Genomic DNA, 17,044 nt, shown 5'->3' with positions numbered 1-17,044 from the left:
CTATAATCTTCAAGATTCTGAAACATATTCAGAAAAATTGTAATTAAAGTTTAGCATTTAACCAGTTTACAACATCTTCTAGCATTTCTACTTTGCATAAATCGTTATGCAATTCATGATAACCATCTTTGTATAGTTTTAGAGTTGCTTTATTAGTATTATTTGCAAATTCTTGTGTGCCCTTAAAATCAATTATTTTATCATCAGTTCCATGTAAGAGAAACATTGGCATCATTAATTTATTAGCATTTTCAATCGCCCATTTTCCAGTGTCAATAAAGGTTAAAGAAAAATTTGGACTTATTTTATTATGAATTAAAGGATCATTGATGTACGCATCAACTTCAGTTTTGTCTCTAGAAATATGATTTGCATTCAATTCATTACTCATTGTCATAGAAGGTGCAATTTTTTGTAGCAATTTACCAACTGCCAATTTAATTTTAGGTGGTTCAAAAGCCAATTGTAAAAACGGACTTGTTGCAATTACGCCATTTAAATTAGAAGTCTTTTTAAGAACATAATTTATAACAACATTTCCACCCATAGAATGCCCATACAAGAAAATAGGTTTTTCAGGAAACAACTTTTTCGCTTTTTCTATTGTTTTGTTAACGCTTTCTAAAACAGCTTCAAAATTTGGATTATGACCACGTTTTCCTGCTGTTTTACCATGGCCAAAATGATCAAAGGCTACTACAGAAAAATTATTATCGGTTAATTTTTGAGCTACATGTTGATAACGTGCAGAATGTTCTCCCATTCCATGAACTAAAACAACAACAGCTTTAGTAGTATTTGCTGTCCAAGTTTGACCGTAAAATTTGGTGTTATAAATATTGAAATTGAATTCTGAATGTTTCATAATTAGTGCTCTTTAGCGTATTTTATATCATCAGATGTGTTCATTTTTTGATCTTTACCTAATGAGACGATGCTGTAATTTAAGGAATCTTTTGATAATGTATAAATAAATTCATTTTTCCAATAATCTTGAGTTATATTTTTTCTCAAAGGATTGTTTCGAATAATATCTTTTAATTGGTTAGGATATTTACCAAATTGTTCTTTTTCAGCCTCAAGAATCTCAACTATTAAGTTTAACTTTTTGTTTGTTTCTTTTATTGATTTATCTTTTAGTTTAATGTATGATAATATTGATAAGCTAATGATAAAAAGTAGGAAGAAAATTAAAAGAGGTTTATTAATAGGATGCCAAACTATGCTTTTAGGAAGATTGTTTTCTTTTTCAAACTTTCTTCTTTTTTTAACTTTAAACCAATGTTTAATATCTAGATAAAGTTCTAAAATAAAAGCAATTAAATCAGCCATTATTTCTACTTTTTAACCAAACTCTAATCTCTTTTTTTAAAGACTGTTCTGGTTTTGGTAATGGAATTGTTCTCCCAAATTGCTTACTTCTGTTAAATTTTGAAAAGGTTATTTTTAGTTGTTTCCATTCTGCTGGATACATTTTTAAAAACCCACCAAACATATTAATTTCATTTGGCTTTTCTTGTAAACTCTCAAAAACCGCACTGAATTTTTCTTCTTTTTCTTTAATCATTTTTCATTAGAATTTAACAACACAAATCGCATCGCTTTTGCCTTAAGTAAACACTCTTCATATTCCTTTTCAGGAATCGATTTTGCAGTGATTGCACCACCAACAGAATACGAAATGTATTTTTTTACAGAATTGTATAAAATACTTCTGATGACAACATTAAAATCAAAATCGCCATTTGGTGTAAAATAGCCAACTGTACCAGAATACAAACCACGTTTAGTTTCTTCGAGATTTTCGATAATTTTCATCGCAGAAACTTTAGGAGCGCCTGTCATACTTCCCATAGGAAACGTATCTTTTAAAACGGTTACAGAATGCGTGTTTTCATCAATTTCTGAAACCACAGTAGAAATCATTTGGTGTACTTGCTCAAAAGTGTACACTTTACAAAGCTCTTCAACTTTAACACTTCCTTTTTTTGCTGATTTTGATAAGTCGTTTCTAACCAAATCTACAATCATTACATTTTCTGCACGCTCTTTAATATCTCTAGATAAATCTGATGCTATTTTTTCGTCATCAATTTTACTTCGTAATCGTTTTGCAGTTCCTTTTATAGGTTGCGAAATAACTTTATTTCCTTCTTTTCTAATATATCTTTCTGGTGATGCAGATAATAAATATTGATGTTCAATTTTTAGGAAAGTAGCAAAAGGTGGCTTTGAAATTTCATTTAAATCTTGATATACTTTAACTGGATTAATACTACTATTTTCAGCATAAAATTCTTGACAAAAGTTAGCCTCATAGATATCTCCTCTTTTAATGTGTTCAATTACTTTATTCACTTTAGAATGATATTCGTCTTTATGAATTCGAAGTTTTATTTTGATGTCAGAGTCAGCTGATTCGTTTTTGAGATTTCTCGATTGCACTTGAAATGATAAAGTAGAAATATCCTTAAAATCAGTTTCTATGTCATCATCTACGAGTTTAAGGTATTGAAATTCAACAGTATTTTGGTTGATGAAAAACAATTTTTGAGGTTGGAAAAAGTACAAATCAGCAAAATCTAAACCATCAAAATTTTTGGAAGAAAGTTGCTCTACATCGTTCTTAACATCATAAGAAATATAACCAAAAATATAATCTTGAGTAGTAGATTGGTATTCTTTTAACTTCTCAAAAGCATTAGAATAATCAGTTTTAATCGAAGTAAATTCTTCAACAGCCAAACCACAATCAAAACTAGAATATTGCTGTTTGTAGTTGTTTGAGTCTAACCATAAAACCGTTTCAAATTGTTGTGCCCAAAGCAATATTTGCTTTTTAAATTGATCAACATTTTCAAGCTGAAAAGTTTTAATGGTTCTTTGCATAGAATTGTAAAAGTACTTGAAAGTTTTTAGAACAAAAAAACCTCACAAAAGTGAGGTTTTTAAATTATTATTTTTGTTTAAGCATTTAATGGTTTTCCATCCCAAGCAGCTTTGGCAGCTTCTTTTACAGCTTCAGAATATGTTGGGTGTCCATGGCAAATTCTAGCTAAATCTTCAGCAGATGCTCTATATTCCATTGCAACTGCAGCTTCCATAATTAAATCTGCAACTCTAGCACCAACCATATGAACTCCTAAAATTTCATCTGTATTTTTATCTGCTAACACTTTTACAAAACCGTCAATATCTCCACTTGCTCTAGATCTTCCTAAAGCACGCATAGAAAATTTACCAGCTTTATAGTCAATTTTTGCATCTTTTAATTCTTGTTCTGTTTTACCTACAGCAGCAGCCTCTGGCCAAGTGTAAATAATTCCAGGTACTAAATTATAATCAATATGTGGTTTTTCTCCAGCTAAATATTCAGCAACAACAACACCTTCTTCTTCTGCTTTATGCGCTAACATTGCACCTTTTACAACATCACCAATTGCATAAATATTTTTAATATTGGTTTGCAAATGGTCATTAATTTCAACTTGCCCTTTTTCGTTTACTTTAACACCAGCTTTTTCTAAACCTAAACCAGCTGTATACGGTTTTCTACCAACAGCTACTAAACAGTAGTCACCAGTAAATGTTACTTCTTCCCCTTTTTTGTTATTTGCTTTTACAATAATTTCATCTCCATTTCTTTCTACAGCAGTAACACCTGTGCTAACATTAAATTTTATACCTTGTTTTTTAAAAACCTTTGTCAATTCTTTAGAAACATCAGCATCCATAGTTGGTGTAATTTTAGGTGCATACTCAATTACAGTAACGTCTGCACCTAATCTTTTATAAACAGAACCTAACTCTAAACCAATAACTCCACCACCAATCACTAATAAATGTTTTGGCACTTCTTTTAATTTTAAAGCTTCAGTAGAAGTTATAATTCGTTCCTTATCAATATTGATAAAAGGTAAAGTAGACGGTTTTGAGCCAGTTGCGATAATAATATCTGTACCTTCAATTACTTCTGATGAACCATCATTTTTTGAAATTTTTACATGAGTGGCATCTTCAAAAGAACCCAAACCTTCAAAAACTTCAATATTATTTTTATCCATTAAATATTTGATTCCTCCAGTTGTTGTTTCTACAACTTTAGCTTTTCTATCAACCATTTTTGTAAAATCGAAAGATGGTTTTTCTACAGAAATTCCATGCTCTTCAAAATGATGAACAGCATCATAAAAATGGTGAGAAGAATCTAATAGTGCTTTAGAAGGAATACATCCAACATTTAAACACGTTCCTCCTAAAGTGCTATATTTTTCGATAATAGCTACTTTTTTTCCTAATTGTGATGCTCTAACTGCTGCAATGTATCCTCCAGGACCAGAACCAATAACAATAATATCGTATTTCATTTTGTAAGAAATTTAGAAACACAAATTTACATATATTTTTAGAGATTTATAAAGGATTTTAGTAGTTTTACAATTGTAATAGTATTAAAGTTTTACCAATGAAAATTCTTAAAAAAGTAGGTGTCGTTTTATTAATCATTTTAGTTATTGCTCAATTTTTTGGTCCAGAAAAAAATGATGGAAATATAGATACTGTAAATGCTTTTATTGCTGAAACAAATCCGCCAGCAAATGTTTTAGAAATAATGAAAACTAGCTGTTTTGATTGTCATTCAGCTAAAACAAATTACCCTTGGTATAATAGTATAACACCAGTAAATTATTGGTTGGACAGTCATATAAAAGATGGTAAAAAACATCTTGATTTTTCGAAATGGAATGAATATTCTTTAAAAAGAAAAGAGCATAAAATGGATGAATTGTATGAAGAAGTTGAAAAAGGAGAAATGCCTTTAAATTCATATACTTGGACACATTCTGAAGCAAACTTAACACAAGAACAAATTGATGCAATTGTTACATGGGGCAAAAAAGTGCAAGCAGAGTATAAGCAAAAAATGACTGCTAAATAATTGAATAGACAATCAATTTTAATCATTGGAAATGTTTGGGTTGAACCAAATTCTTCTGCTGCAGGTAGTAGAATGTTACAATTAATTGAGTTATTTTTAAAGCAGAATTATAATATTACGTTTGCATCAACTTCACAAAAAAACAGCAATGCTTTAGATTTAAAATCTCTAGGAATTGAAGAGGTATCTATTGAGTTAAATTCAGCTAATTTTGATGATTTTGTTCTAAACCTAAATCCAAATATTGTAGTGTTTGATCGATTCTTAACTGAAGAACAATTTGGTTGGAGAGTTGCTGAAAATTGCCCAAATACTTTGAGAATTTTAGATACTGAAGATTTACATTTTCTACGCAAAGTAAGACATCAGCAACTTAAAAAAGGGGGGGAGTTTACCAATAAAGCTTTATTAAAGTCTGATGATACAAAAAGAGAAATTGCTTCAATTTTACGTTGTGATTTATCTTTAGTAATCTCAACTTATGAAATGGATTTGCTAAAATCTGTTTTTAAAATTGATGAAAGAATCTTGTATTATTTACCTTTTTTACTAGATAAAATTAATGAACATCAAATAAAAAATTGGAACTCTTTTGATAAAAGAGAACACTTTGTGTTTATTGGTAATTTTTTGCATAAACCTAATGTTGATGCTGTACTCACTCTAAAAAATCAAGTTTGGGGTAAAATGAGAGCATATTTACCAAATGTTGAGTTGCATATTTATGGAGCATATGTAACACAGCAAATTCAACAATTGCACAATCCCAAAGAAGGTTTTGTCATTAAAGGATTTGCAAAAAACTCAAAAGAAGTTATTCAAAATTCTAAAGTACTTTTAGCTCCCTTACGTTTTGGAGCTGGAATTAAAGGAAAATTAACAGAAAGTATGCTTTGTGGTACACCAAGTGTTACCTCAACTATTGGAGCAGAAGGGATGTCAAAAAATAATTTATGGAATGGATTTGTAGAAGATGATTATAGCAATTTTGCTTTAAGAGCATCAGAATTGTATCAAAATAAAACCATTTGGTTAAAAGCTCAAAAAAATGGAATTGAAATAATAAACTCTTTTTACGATAAAGAAAAATTAAGTAAACCTTTTATAAATCAAATTAAGTTAATTCAAGATAATTTAGAAAATCATAGAACTCAAAACTTTTTAGGGAGTTTGTTACAGCATAAAACCTTACAAGCCACAAAATATATGAGTAAGTGGATTGAAGAGAAAAATAAATAGTTAATTTTTAGTCTTCTGTTGGTATATAATCTAAAGGCAGTGTATTTGCAAATTTCTCATAAGACCAATATCCTTCATATAAAACGTCTAATGGATTAACTAAATTGCCTGTTACATCTAATATTATTTTATCATCAATAGGAATAATGGAAGAAGTTTGTGGTAAAGGCTTTCTTCTTTTGCTAAAGATATTTCTTCTTAAATAACCCATCTCTTCTTTTTCTTTGGTATAAACTACACTTAAGTTATTTTCAAAAATTAGTTGATACGTATTATTTTTAAAGCCAAGAATATCTTCTTTTTTTAATTTAGATTTATACAAATAATCTCTAAATTTTGGTAAACGTGATTTTCTAGTAGTTACTAATGCAGAATCTAAAGCAGTTTTTGGGTTGTCAATTTTTTTGGAAAAATTAATCATTAAACCTCTATTCAATCTTAAAAGCTGTCTTGCTTTTCTAATTTCTTCATCAGAAGGTCTTTCTGGGTTTAGAACTCTCTTAAATTGATTTACAATAAACCCCTCTTTAGTGAAAGTATCATTTAAAAGTGACTTGTAAAAATGTACTGGAGAACCATTATAAGCTACTTGTCTATTCTTTTTCCAACGTCTTTGCTTACGTTTTCCACCTTTTAGTTCTTGATATCTAGTATATCCGAGATAGGTAATGTAATTTTTATGTCTAATAAAACTTTCTAATTCGTAAGTGATTAAATAACCTAAAGCTTTATGTTTTATTTGTAATGGTTTTCTTGCATAAGCTGTGAGTTTATTTTCTTTGTAATCGTAATCAAAACTCAACACTTTTGGGTTTAAAATCTCACAATCTTCAGCTAGTTCTGTAGTACCAATAAACTCTCTTTTAAAAACAGCTAAATTATTTTTCCATTTATCATCATAAACAGTTTTTTTGATAACAATTTCATCTAATACATTTTCCTCTTCAACAAGAGCAAATACCAAAGGTTTTGTGTAAGTAGATGTATTTAAGGAATATGCAATCTTTTTATATCCTAGATAAGAAACAATCAACTCATGTTGACCTTCTTTTACAGGGATTGAAAATTCGCCATCAGCATTTGTTGTTGTACCTAACATAGTATTGTTTAAGTACACAGCTACGCTTTCTAAAGGACCTTTTTCGTCATACACAGTACCTTTAATAATTATTTGTGAAAAAATAGAATTCACAAACAAAGCTAATAAAATAAAAAAAATGGTTCTCATCTTAATTATATAACGTATCAAAGATAAATTTATAACAATCTTTTAGAATTTTTATTCAATTTTTAGTAAACCAGCTCTTTTTAACAAAGCATCTGGTTTTGGTGCTGCACCTCTAAATCGTTTATATAAAACCATTGGTTTTTCAGTACCACCTTTTGATAATATATTTTCTTTGAATTTTGTAGCTACTTCTTTATTAAAAATCCCTTCTTCTAAAAAGTATTCAAAAGCATCAGCATCTAAAACTTCTGCCCATTTGTATGAGTAATAACCAGCAGAATAACCTCCTTGAAAAATATGAGAAAACGCTGTACTCATACAATTTTCTGCAACATCTGGATATAGTTTTGTTTCAGCAAAAGCCTCTTTTTCAAATGCTTTGATAGATTTTATATTTGAAGGATTTTCAGAATGCCATTTCATGTCTAATAACCCAAAACTCAATTGACGTAAAGTTTGCATTCCTTCATGAAAACTTGCAGATTCTTTAATCTTTTCAACATATTTCATTGGGATAACTTCACCAGTTTCGTAATGTTTGGCAAACAACTCTAAAGCCTCTTTTTCATAACACCAGTTTTCAAAAATCTGACTTGGTAATTCAACAAAATCCCAAGAAACAGAAGTTCCTGATAAACTATTATAAGTTGTATTTGCTAACATTCCATGCAGTGCATGGCCAAATTCGTGAAACAAAGTAGTAACCTCATTAAATGTTAATAATGATGGTTTTGTAGCTGTAGGTTTTGTAAAATTACAAACGATAGATACATGAGGTCTATCATTAATTCCGTCTTTTGTTTGTTGAGATTTGTAACTCGTCATCCAAGCACCATTTCTTTTTCCTTTTCTAGGATGATAATCCGCATAAAAAACAGCAATAAAATTCCCATTAGTATCAGTAACATTGTAAGTTTTTACATCTTCGTGATATTTTTCAATATCATTTACTTCTTCAAATTTTAAATCGAACAAACGATTTGCAATTTCAAAAACACCATCAATTACGTTTTCTAATTTAAAATATGGTTTTAAAATCTCTTGGTCTAAATCGAATAATTCTTTCTTCAGTTTTTCTGAATAATAAGCACCATCCCATTTTTGCAGTTGCTCTATTCCGTCTAATTTTTTAGCATAAGCTGATAAATTTTCAAATTCTTTTAGAGCAGCAGGTTTCGCTTTTTCTAACAAATTATTCGAAAATTCGATTACTTTCTCTGGAGATTCAGCCATCCGTTCTTCTAAAACAAAATGAGCATGCGTTTTATAACCTAATAAATTCGCTCTTTGTTGGCGAAGATTTACAATTTCAAGAACTATTTTTTCGTTGTTAAATTCATTATCTTGAAATCCTTTTTTACCTGCAGCGATTGCCATTTTTTTGCGCAATTCTCGATTATCAGCATAGGTTAAAAATGGAATGTAACTAGGGTAGTGTAAGGTAAAAATATAGCCTTTTTTATCTTGCTCTTTTGCTAACTGACTCGCTGCTTCTTTTACAGATTCAGGTAAACCAGAAACCTCCTTTTCATTAGTTAAATGCAATTCGAAAGCATTGGTTTCAGCCAATATATTTTCTCCAAACTTTAATGATAATTTAGATAGTTTTGCATCAATTTCACGAAGTTTGTTTTTATCTTCTTCTTTTAAATTTGCACCATTTCTAGCAAAACCTTTGTATTGTTTATCTAACAACATTTGTTGTTCTGCAGTTAAATCTAGATTTTCTTTAGCATCAAAAATAGTTTTAACTTTTTTAAATAAAGCTTTATTTAAGGTGATGTCATTTCTAAATTCACTTAACCAAGGTGATATTTCTTGCGCTATTTTCTGAATTTCTTCATTTGTTTCTGCTGAATTTAAGTTGAAAAAAATACTGGTAATTCTTCCTAATTTTGAACCTGTAAAATCTAAAGCAACTGTTGTATTTTCAAAAGTTGGAGTATCAGTATTCTTAACAATAGCATTAATTTCATCTTTCGCAATTTCAATTCCTTTTTGGATTGCAGGTTTGTAATGTTCTGGCTTAATTTGTGAAAAAGGTGCTGTATTAAAATCTTGTAAAAGTGGATTCATTTTTAAAAAATGTGTAATTGTTTATTTGTTTAAACGTGTAATTGTTGAAAAACCTATTTTTTTATTCTTTCAGAAGCTTTTTCAACCTTTATTTTTAAACCTTCTTTGTAAGCGATTATTTTATCTAGAACACATTTGTCTGAAGCACCAATAATTTGTGCAGCTAAAATACCTGCATTTTTTGCGCCATCTAAAGCCACAGTTGCAACAGGGACTCCTCCTGGCATTTGTAAAATGGATAAAACAGAATCCCAACCATCTATTGAGTTTCTACTTTTAACAGGAACACCAATTATAGGTAAAGGACTCATACTTGCGACCATTCCTGGTAAATGTGCTGCACCTCCAGCACCAGCAATAATCACTTTAATTCCTCTTTTATGTGCGTTTTTAGAATAGTCAACTAATTTTTCTGGAGTTCTATGAGCAGATACAATATCTACTTCAATTTGAATATCCATACCTTCTAAAATGTCTATTGCTTCTTGCATTATTGGAAGATCAGAATCGCTTCCCATTATTATTCCTACCATATTTTTTATTTATTCAAATGGTCAACCAACCAAGTTTTAATTTCATCAAAATTCATTTTACCTTCTGAAGCTTTAATTACAAATTTATAGGTATCTTCTTTTGATGCATTAATTGAAAAACCACCTTCTATCAGTAACATTTTCATAAAGGCATAAGCCATTCTTTTGTTTCCATCAATAAATGGATGATTAATGATTAAACTTTCGAAAAGTGCTGCAGATTTATCAATAATAGATGGGTATAAATCTTTTCCATCAAAAGTTTGAAATGGTCTATTTAATGCAGATAAAAGTAAAGATTCGTCTCTTAAACCATAAGAACCACCTGATTTTTCAGAGATAATTTTATTCAGTTCAATAGCAAGTTTTTTTGATATCATTTTGCCAATTCTTCAAATAACCATTGCTCTTCTTTCAAAAGATTTTTAACAATTGTAATTCTATTTTTATCTTTTGATGATAGTTTTTGTAAATAATTTAAAGCCTCTTCTAAATTATCATTTGAGAGGTTGTCAATTATATTTTTTAGATTTTTCTTTTTTTCTATAACTGTCATAATACATCAAAAATACAAAAATACTATTTGCTTATCACTCTTATCGTTTCTTTAACTTTTTGCGCGGTTGCTCTTGCTTTTTCAACATCAGCATTTACTATAGTTACGTGTCCCATCTTTCTAAAAGGACGTGTTTCTTTTTTCCCATAAATGTGAGGCGTAACTCCATCAATTTTTAAAATTTCTTCTATATTTTGATAAAGAACATCACCAGAAAAACCTTCTTCACCAACTAGATTTACCATAATTCCTGCAACTTTACTTTCTGTGTTTCCTAAAGGAAGATTTAAAATAGAACGTAAATGTTGTTCAAATTGATTTGTATAACTTGCTTCAATTGAGTAATGCCCAGAATTGTGTGGTCTTGGAGCAACTTCATTTACTAAAATTTCATTGGTGGCTGTTTGAAACATTTCTACAGCTAATAAACCTATAAAATCTAATTTTTCAACGACTTTTAAAGCAACTTCTCTCGCTTTTTTAGCTACTGATTCTTTAATTCTTGCAGGGCAAATAACATATTCTACTTGATTTGCTTCTGGGTGAAATTCCATTTCTACAACTGGGTAAGTAGTTGTTTCTCCATCAGCATTTTTGGCTACAATTACAGCTAATTCGTTTTTAAACGGAATTAATTGTTCTGTAATACACTCCACATTAGGTAACGATTCTAAATCAGCAAAATTTCTTACAATTTTAACGCCATTTCCATCATAACCAAAACGTGCAGCTTTCCATACAAAAGGAAAATCAATAATATTATTTTCTATACAAAGTACTAGTTCTTCTAAATACGCAAAATGAGAAAAAGGTGCAGTTGGTATTTTATTGTCAAAATAAAAATTCTTTTGTCTTGCTTTACTCTGTATTACTCTTAAATCTTTTGGCTTTGGATAAATGGCTAACCCTTCTTCTTCTAGTTTATCAAGAGCATCTAAATTTACATTTTCAATTTCAATAGTTAGTACATCTACAGTTTTACCAAAATTATATACAGCATCAAAATCTAATAAATTTCCAACAACAAAGGTATTGCAGATTTCAGCACAAGGTGCGTTTACATTATTATCTAAAATTGAAGTATGAATATCGAATTTTTGAGTTTCTGCCAAGAGCATTCTACCTAATTGACCACCACCTAAAACACCTAGTTTAAAATCTGAAGAAAAATAGTTTTTCACTTTATATCTTTTTTCACAAAAATAAGCATCTAAAGCTAAAAAAACTATTAAAAATTTGTGATTCGGATTGCTGTTCCGTTTCTAAAAACTTGATACTGAATTGCAGGGCATTGTGCATTATCTGTTTGAGGAGCACCACCAAAGTCTACACTGTATGTGCTTTCATCACAGGTACATTTTAAAAGCCTATTTTCAAAAATCATAGCATTGTCACAATCATTGTTAGGGCAAAGTTTATCAAAAGCAACAAAGTCATTTCCGTTTTTATTAAAGAGTAGAATACCTTTTGTGCCTCCATTTATGTCTGCATGACCTCCTGGAGTTTGTGCATTAATTAATTGTGGGTTATTTAGATCTGTATTAAGATTTAAAGGTAAAGTTCGAATGCAATTTGCAAGATTTTCATTACTAGAACATGAAAAAAGTAGGATTGTTAAGCCAAAAAAAAGGATTTTTTTTATCATTTAAGTTTCTCATTTCTTTTAAAACGTAGCTAATTTACAAATATTTTGTACATTTGTAACCTGAATCTCATTCCAGTTTTTGGTGATGAGATTTTTATTTTAAATTACTTGACTTTAAACGAGTTAAAAAAACAGATTCATCTTCATAAATAGTATTTAGATGGATTTTTTAAATTATAGAAAACATGAGTAACATATCTTATTATTCACCTGAAGGATTAAAAAAATTAAAAGATGAATTAATTCATCTTGAGCAAGTTGAAAGACCTAGAGTAACTCAAGAAATTGCAGATGCAAGAGATAAAGGAGATTTGAGTGAAAATGCAGAATACCATGCAGCAAAAGAAGAACAATCTCATTTAGAAACCAAGATAGCAAAGTTGAAAAATGTGGTAGCAAACGCACGTATTTTAGACGAAAGCCAATTAGATACTTCTAAAGCACTAATACATTCTAATGTAAAAATTAAAAACACAACAAACGGAATGGAGTTTACGTACAGATTAGTAGCTGATTCTGAAACTGATGTAAGAAAAGGTAAATTATCTGTAAACTCGCCAATTGGTAAAGGTTTGTTAGGGAAGAAAGTTGGAGAAGTTGCAGAAATTAAGGTGCCTAATGGAATTATGAAATTTGAAATTGTAGATATTTCAAGATAAGTAATTAAGAGGATAAATGAATAAGTAATTTCATTTTAAAATATAAGTTCGGGTTTTGGCTATGGTTAAAACCCGAATTCTTTTTTATATATTTAGTCTTCATTAAAAAAAAATCATAAAAATGAGCATATTTACCAAAATAGTAAATGGAGAATTGCCAAGTTATAAAGTTGCCGAAAATGAAGATTTTATTGCTTTTTTAGATATTAATCCTAATGCTAAAGGGCATACTTTGGTAGTTCCTAAAAAAGAAGAAAATAAAATTTTTGACCTATCTAAAGAAGAATATGTAGCATTAATGGACTTTTCTTACAGAGTTGCTAAAGCTTTAGAGAAATCGATAGTTTGTAATAGAATAGGAATGAGTGTAATTGGTTTAGAAGTGCCTCATGTACATGTGCATTTAATTCCGATAAACGGTATGGCTGACATGCAGTTTATGAAAAAAGAAAAACTTTCTAATGATGAGTTTGTGGTTTTAGCTAAAAATATAGCTGGGAATTTTGAATAAAAGTAAAATATGAGAATGAAAAGCCTTTGTATTTAACTAAATCTTATCTAGAACAATCTGAAACGTAGTTCCTTTCCCTAATTCAGATTTCTGCACAAATATTTTTCCATTATGATAATCTTCTACAATTCTTTTAGAGAGCGATAAACCTAAACCCCAACCACGTTTTTTTGTTGTAAAACCTGGTTTAAATATTTGTTTAAACATTTTTTTTGGCATTCCTTTACCAGTATCAGAAACTACAATTTTTACTTTTTTAGATGAGTTTTCTATACTTAAATTAAGTTTTCCTTTCCCTAACATTGCATCTATAGCATTTTTTATCAAGTTTTCTATTACCCAACCAAAAAGTTCTGTGTTTATATTTGCGTCAATTTTATTGTCTTTAGAAGAAAAAGAAAAAGAGATTTGTTTAGAGCTTCTCGATTCTAAATAATCAAAAGCTTGTTTTGTAATTGCTACAATATTTTCTTTTTTCAATTCAGGTTTTGAGCCAATTTTAGAAAAACGATTGGCAATTGTATTTAAACGATGTACGTCTTTTTCAATTTCTTCAATATAAGTTTCATCAATTTTCTCCATCTTTAAAATAGAAATCCAACCAAGAAGTGATGATAAAGGTGTGCCAATTTGATGTGCAGTTTCCTTTGCCATTCCTGTCCATAACTTATTAGTTTCTGCAGCTTTATTAGAGTTATAAAACAAATAAATTACCGTTAAAAAAAGTACTAAAATTAAAAGTAAAGCTAAAGGGTAATAGGTAAGTTTATCTAACAAATCAGAGTCTTTGTAGTAGATATAATCAGTTTTTCCTAAATAATCGACTCTAATGGGTCGATTTTGACTTTTCATAATAGCTAACTGTTCTTTAAGATATTCAGGATCATTTTCTTTTTTAGGATTTAAATTATTTGAACCCTTTATTTGACCATTAGAATCAACTAAAATAAAAGGAATATCTTTGGTTTTACTTATTATTGTAAGTGGTAAATCTGAAATATTCTCATCTAATTCTTCTACACTAGTGGTGTTAAATTCTTTAATTGCCTCTCCATGTATTTCCATCTTATCTCTTTCTGCTTGCTTAAACTTCTGAAAGAATGAGTAGGTATTCCATAAAATAAGAACAACAATTATAAAAGATACAAGTATTGTAATTCTTTTAAATAATAAAGTATTAGAAAAGAAATTCATCAAAAACAAATATAAAGATTTCAAGTATATAACTCGTTTCAACTTTACATAGTATCTTTATACATCAAAATTTAATAATATGCTTTCTATAAATCCAAAAGATATAACTGTTGGTAAATTACATGGCTATTTGCTAGGGGCTATTGCACCAAGACCAATAGCATTTGCAAGTACTGTTGATGCTAAAGGTAATCCTAATTTATCACCATTTTCCTTTTTTAATGTATTTGGGGCAAATCCTCCTACACTAATTTTCTCACCTGCAAGAAGTGTTAGAAATAATACTACAAAACATACATTAGATAATGCAGAAGAAACCAAAGAGGTTGTAATTAATGTTGTGAATTATGCTATAGTACAACAAATGTCTTTAAGTAGTACAATGTATGCAAAAGGTGTAAATGAATTTGAAAAAGCTGGGTTAACTATGCTTAAATCAGATATTGTACAACCTTTTAGAGTAGCAGAATCACCTGTGCAATTAGAGTGTAAAGTAACAGATATTATTTATACAGGAACAGAAGGAGGTGCAGGGAATTTAATAGTTTGCGAAGTTGTAAAATTACATGTTAATGAGGATGTTTTAGCAGATGATGGTAGTATAGACCAATATAAAATTGATTTAGTTGCTAGAGCAGGAGGTAGTTTTTATAGTAGAGCTAGAGATAGTTTTTTTGAAATTCCTAAACCAATTTCTTCATTAGGAATTGGTGTAGATGCAATTCCTGATGAAATAAAAAATAGTGATATTTTAACAGGAAATAATTTAGGAATGTTAGGCAATGTAGAACGAATACCTGATGTGAAAACTGTTGATAACTTTAGCAAAGAACATCCTGAATTTATTGGGTTAGAAACCTCAAAAAAACATACATTTGCTCAAGAGTATTTAAAAATAAATGATGTAGAAAGTGCTTGGAAAGTGCTTTTAATTAAATAGTTAAGATTATAGTATGGAAGTTATAGGAAAAATTAAATTGATTGGAGATGTTCAAACATTTGGATCTAATGGATTTAGAAAAAGAGAATTAGTTGTTACTACAGATGAGCAGTATCCACAAATGATAATGATTGAATTTATTCAAGATAAAACAGATTTATTGAATAATTACAATGTAGGGCAAGATGTAAAAGTATCTATCAATTTAAGAGGTAGAGAATGGATAAATCCACAAGGAGAAGCAAAATATTTTAATTCTATTCAAGGATGGAGAATTGAAAATTTAAGTCAAGCTCCACAAGCTCAAAACTTACCACCTGTAGATCAGTTTCAGCCAGCATCTAATGTTTCTGATGAAGAGCCAGACGATTTGCCATTCTAAAAAAGCTTGAATTTTAGATACAAGACTTATTTGAGTCAAGAATCAATGTAAGAAAAGAGTGCAATTTCTAATAGTTGCACTCTTTTTTTATAAATTTATTTTGAATAATAGGTAATGTGAAATGTTTTTATCAGTGAACCTAGCTTACTTTTGTTAGTCTTGATTCTTATATCTAAATATCCAACAGTCCAAAAAAATCTATGATTTTTTTGGCATTGGTCCACGCAAATGAATTATCAGTCCATTGAGAAAATTACGTAGAAATTGATCTCCACATTCCATATATTTTGGATGATCTTCTTTTCTAAAAATTGCTCCTAATTCTCCTTTTGTTACTTTAAAATCGACTAAAGCACAAATTTCGATAATATCTGTATCTCTTAATTTATGAGCTACTCGAAGTTTTTTGAAAATATCATTATTGGTTAATCCCATAATATTATTGTTTTAATGAACCACTTTAAAAATAGCCCAGCCATAAATAGCGAATCGTAATAATCTAAATAACCCAAAAAAAACGACATTTTTAAAAGGATATTTTATCATACCAGCTGCCATACACGCTATAGAAAAAGGCAAAGGCAGTAAAGCACCTACTAATATTAAAATACCTCCCCATTTTTTTGTGTTATCTAGATTTTTAGCCATTTTAACCTCTAAATAATCACTAATAGATTCAATTTTCAGTGTCATTCTTCCTAAAAAATAAGTTATTAACCCACCTGTGTATGAAAGAACAGCTAGAATAGATAAATTTAAAATAGGCTCATTGGTTTTTTTTGTCCAAGCAATAAAAATTTCTGGAGGAATTAAGCCCAGCAAAGTTTCAGAGATAAAAAATACACTTAAAACTGAAGTTCTTGAGAAAGTTTCTGTAAAATAACGAAGCCCATCATTTATATTGTAAACGTATTTATTAAATAATACAATTGCTAAAACAATACCAATTAAGGGTAAAAAAGCTTTTTTTAAACTTTCCCAAACAAATAAGTAAAAACCAGTTCTAGCATAGTATTTATGCACAAGTTTTACTCTTTCTTTTTGAGTTTTTTTTCTTTTTTTTCTAGGCATTTATTGATCTAACACATTAAAAAATGATTTGCAAAAATAGTGACAATATTTTTATGATTTTGTATTAGTTG

At 29.2% G+C, this 17,044-nt stretch carries 21 protein-coding genes; 6 read left to right on the top strand and 15 right to left on the bottom strand.

Going from position 1 to position 17,044, the window contains the following annotated elements; translation table 11 throughout:
* Positions 1-43: 43 nt before the first annotated feature.
* From BTO18_RS11065 to lpdA, 5 genes are all read right to left on the bottom strand, one after another.
* Positions 44-865, bottom strand: a complete 822-nt coding sequence (locus tag BTO18_RS11065) for an alpha/beta hydrolase (protein WP_105016278.1) — start codon at positions 863-865, stop codon at positions 44-46.
* A 2-nt stretch (positions 866-867) separates the two neighbouring features.
* A complete protein-coding gene (locus BTO18_RS11060; RefSeq protein WP_105016277.1) occupies positions 868-1,332 on the bottom strand; it encodes a type II secretion system protein GspG in 465 nt (154 codons plus the stop codon).
* A complete protein-coding gene (locus tag BTO18_RS11055; protein ID WP_105016276.1) occupies positions 1,325-1,567 on the bottom strand; it encodes a hypothetical protein in 243 nt (80 codons plus the stop codon). Before BTO18_RS11055 ends, BTO18_RS11060 begins: the two co-directional genes overlap by 8 nt.
* A complete protein-coding gene (locus BTO18_RS11050) occupies positions 1,564-2,889 on the bottom strand; it encodes an anthranilate synthase component I family protein (RefSeq protein WP_105016275.1) in 1,326 nt (441 codons plus the stop codon). The genes BTO18_RS11055 and BTO18_RS11050 overlap by 4 nt, the downstream gene beginning before the upstream one ends.
* A 77-nt stretch (positions 2,890-2,966) precedes the next feature.
* Positions 2,967-4,367: a dihydrolipoyl dehydrogenase gene (gene lpdA / locus BTO18_RS11045; protein ID WP_105016274.1), complete on the bottom strand. Its 1,401-nt coding sequence runs from the start codon at positions 4,365-4,367 to the stop codon at positions 2,967-2,969.
* A gap of 98 nt (positions 4,368-4,465) precedes the next feature.
* Here lpdA and BTO18_RS11040 point away from each other — a divergent pair, with 98 nt between their 5' ends.
* Complete coding sequence (locus tag BTO18_RS11040; RefSeq protein ID WP_105016273.1) at positions 4,466-4,939, top strand: heme-binding domain-containing protein; 474 nt, start codon at positions 4,466-4,468, stop codon at positions 4,937-4,939.
* Entirely contained in the window at positions 4,940-6,178 is a 1,239-nt protein-coding gene (locus tag BTO18_RS11035) for a glycosyltransferase (RefSeq protein WP_105016272.1), read from the top strand. It begins immediately after the preceding gene.
* Positions 6,179-6,185: 7 nt separating this feature from the next.
* On the opposite strand, the gene BTO18_RS11030 is transcribed toward BTO18_RS11035, so the two are convergent.
* The 7 genes from BTO18_RS11030 to BTO18_RS11000 are packed head-to-tail and all read right to left on the bottom strand — an operon-like array spanning position 6,186 to position 12,216.
* Entirely contained in the window at positions 6,186-7,406 is a 1,221-nt protein-coding gene (locus BTO18_RS11030) for a carboxypeptidase-like regulatory domain-containing protein (RefSeq protein WP_105016271.1), read from the bottom strand.
* Between the two features lie 51 nt (positions 7,407-7,457).
* Entirely contained in the window at positions 7,458-9,482 is a 2,025-nt protein-coding gene (locus BTO18_RS11025; protein ID WP_105016270.1) for a M3 family metallopeptidase, read from the bottom strand.
* Between the two features lie 53 nt (positions 9,483-9,535).
* Positions 9,536-10,015 carry a 5-(carboxyamino)imidazole ribonucleotide mutase gene (gene purE / locus BTO18_RS11020; RefSeq protein ID WP_105016269.1) on the bottom strand — a complete coding sequence of 160 codons (480 nt, stop codon included), beginning with the start codon at positions 10,013-10,015 and terminating at the stop codon, positions 9,536-9,538.
* A gap of 5 nt (positions 10,016-10,020) precedes the next feature.
* Positions 10,021-10,395, bottom strand: a complete 375-nt coding sequence (locus BTO18_RS11015) for a type II toxin-antitoxin system death-on-curing family toxin (protein ID WP_105016268.1) — start codon at positions 10,393-10,395, stop codon at positions 10,021-10,023.
* Positions 10,392-10,571 carry a hypothetical protein gene (locus tag BTO18_RS11010; protein WP_105016267.1) on the bottom strand — a complete coding sequence of 60 codons (180 nt, stop codon included), beginning with the start codon at positions 10,569-10,571 and terminating at the stop codon, positions 10,392-10,394. Before BTO18_RS11010 ends, BTO18_RS11015 begins: the two co-directional genes overlap by 4 nt.
* 23 nt (positions 10,572-10,594) lie before the next feature.
* On the bottom strand, positions 10,595-11,752 hold the full coding sequence (locus tag BTO18_RS11005; protein WP_105016266.1) for a 5-(carboxyamino)imidazole ribonucleotide synthase: 1,158 nt from the start codon (positions 11,750-11,752) through the stop codon (positions 10,595-10,597).
* A 47-nt stretch (positions 11,753-11,799) separates the two neighbouring features.
* Entirely contained in the window at positions 11,800-12,216 is a 417-nt protein-coding gene (locus BTO18_RS11000) for a Rieske (2Fe-2S) protein (RefSeq protein ID WP_105016265.1), read from the bottom strand.
* Between the two features lie 185 nt (positions 12,217-12,401).
* Here BTO18_RS11000 and greA point away from each other — a divergent pair, with 185 nt between their 5' ends.
* Both greA and BTO18_RS10990 read left to right on the top strand, forming a co-directional pair.
* On the top strand, positions 12,402-12,875 hold the full coding sequence (greA, locus tag BTO18_RS10995) for a transcription elongation factor GreA (RefSeq protein WP_105016264.1): 474 nt from the start codon (positions 12,402-12,404) through the stop codon (positions 12,873-12,875).
* 121 nt (positions 12,876-12,996) lie between these two features.
* Positions 12,997-13,386, top strand: coding sequence for an HIT family protein (locus BTO18_RS10990; protein ID WP_105016263.1), 390 nt, complete (start codon positions 12,997-12,999; stop codon positions 13,384-13,386).
* 36 nt (positions 13,387-13,422) lie between these two features.
* On the opposite strand, the gene BTO18_RS10985 is transcribed toward BTO18_RS10990, so the two are convergent.
* Positions 13,423-14,580: a sensor histidine kinase gene (locus tag BTO18_RS10985; protein WP_105016262.1), complete on the bottom strand. Its 1,158-nt coding sequence runs from the start codon at positions 14,578-14,580 to the stop codon at positions 13,423-13,425.
* Between the two features lie 79 nt (positions 14,581-14,659).
* Between BTO18_RS10985 and BTO18_RS10980 the strand changes: the two genes are divergently transcribed.
* The gene (locus BTO18_RS10980; protein WP_105016261.1) at positions 14,660-15,520 is read left to right on the top strand and encodes a flavin reductase family protein; all 861 of its coding nucleotides are present in this window, start codon (positions 14,660-14,662) and stop codon (positions 15,518-15,520) included.
* 13 nt (positions 15,521-15,533) lie between these two features.
* Positions 15,534-15,902: a DUF3127 domain-containing protein gene (locus tag BTO18_RS10975; protein WP_105016260.1), complete on the top strand. Its 369-nt coding sequence runs from the start codon at positions 15,534-15,536 to the stop codon at positions 15,900-15,902.
* Positions 15,903-16,100: 198 nt separating this feature from the next.
* On the opposite strand, the gene BTO18_RS10970 is transcribed toward BTO18_RS10975, so the two are convergent.
* On the bottom strand, positions 16,101-16,337 hold the full coding sequence (locus BTO18_RS10970; RefSeq protein ID WP_105016259.1) for a DUF1456 family protein: 237 nt from the start codon (positions 16,335-16,337) through the stop codon (positions 16,101-16,103).
* A 12-nt stretch (positions 16,338-16,349) separates the two neighbouring features.
* On the bottom strand, positions 16,350-16,973 hold the full coding sequence (locus BTO18_RS10965; protein WP_105016258.1) for a YqaA family protein: 624 nt from the start codon (positions 16,971-16,973) through the stop codon (positions 16,350-16,352).
* Positions 16,974-17,044: the final 71 nt, after the last annotated feature.

It is taken from the genome of Polaribacter porphyrae, assembly GCF_002954685.1.
GTDB classification, from domain to species: Bacteria; Bacteroidota; Bacteroidia; order Flavobacteriales; family Flavobacteriaceae; genus Polaribacter; species Polaribacter porphyrae.
This window is presented reverse-complemented; position numbering and strand designations above follow the sequence as displayed.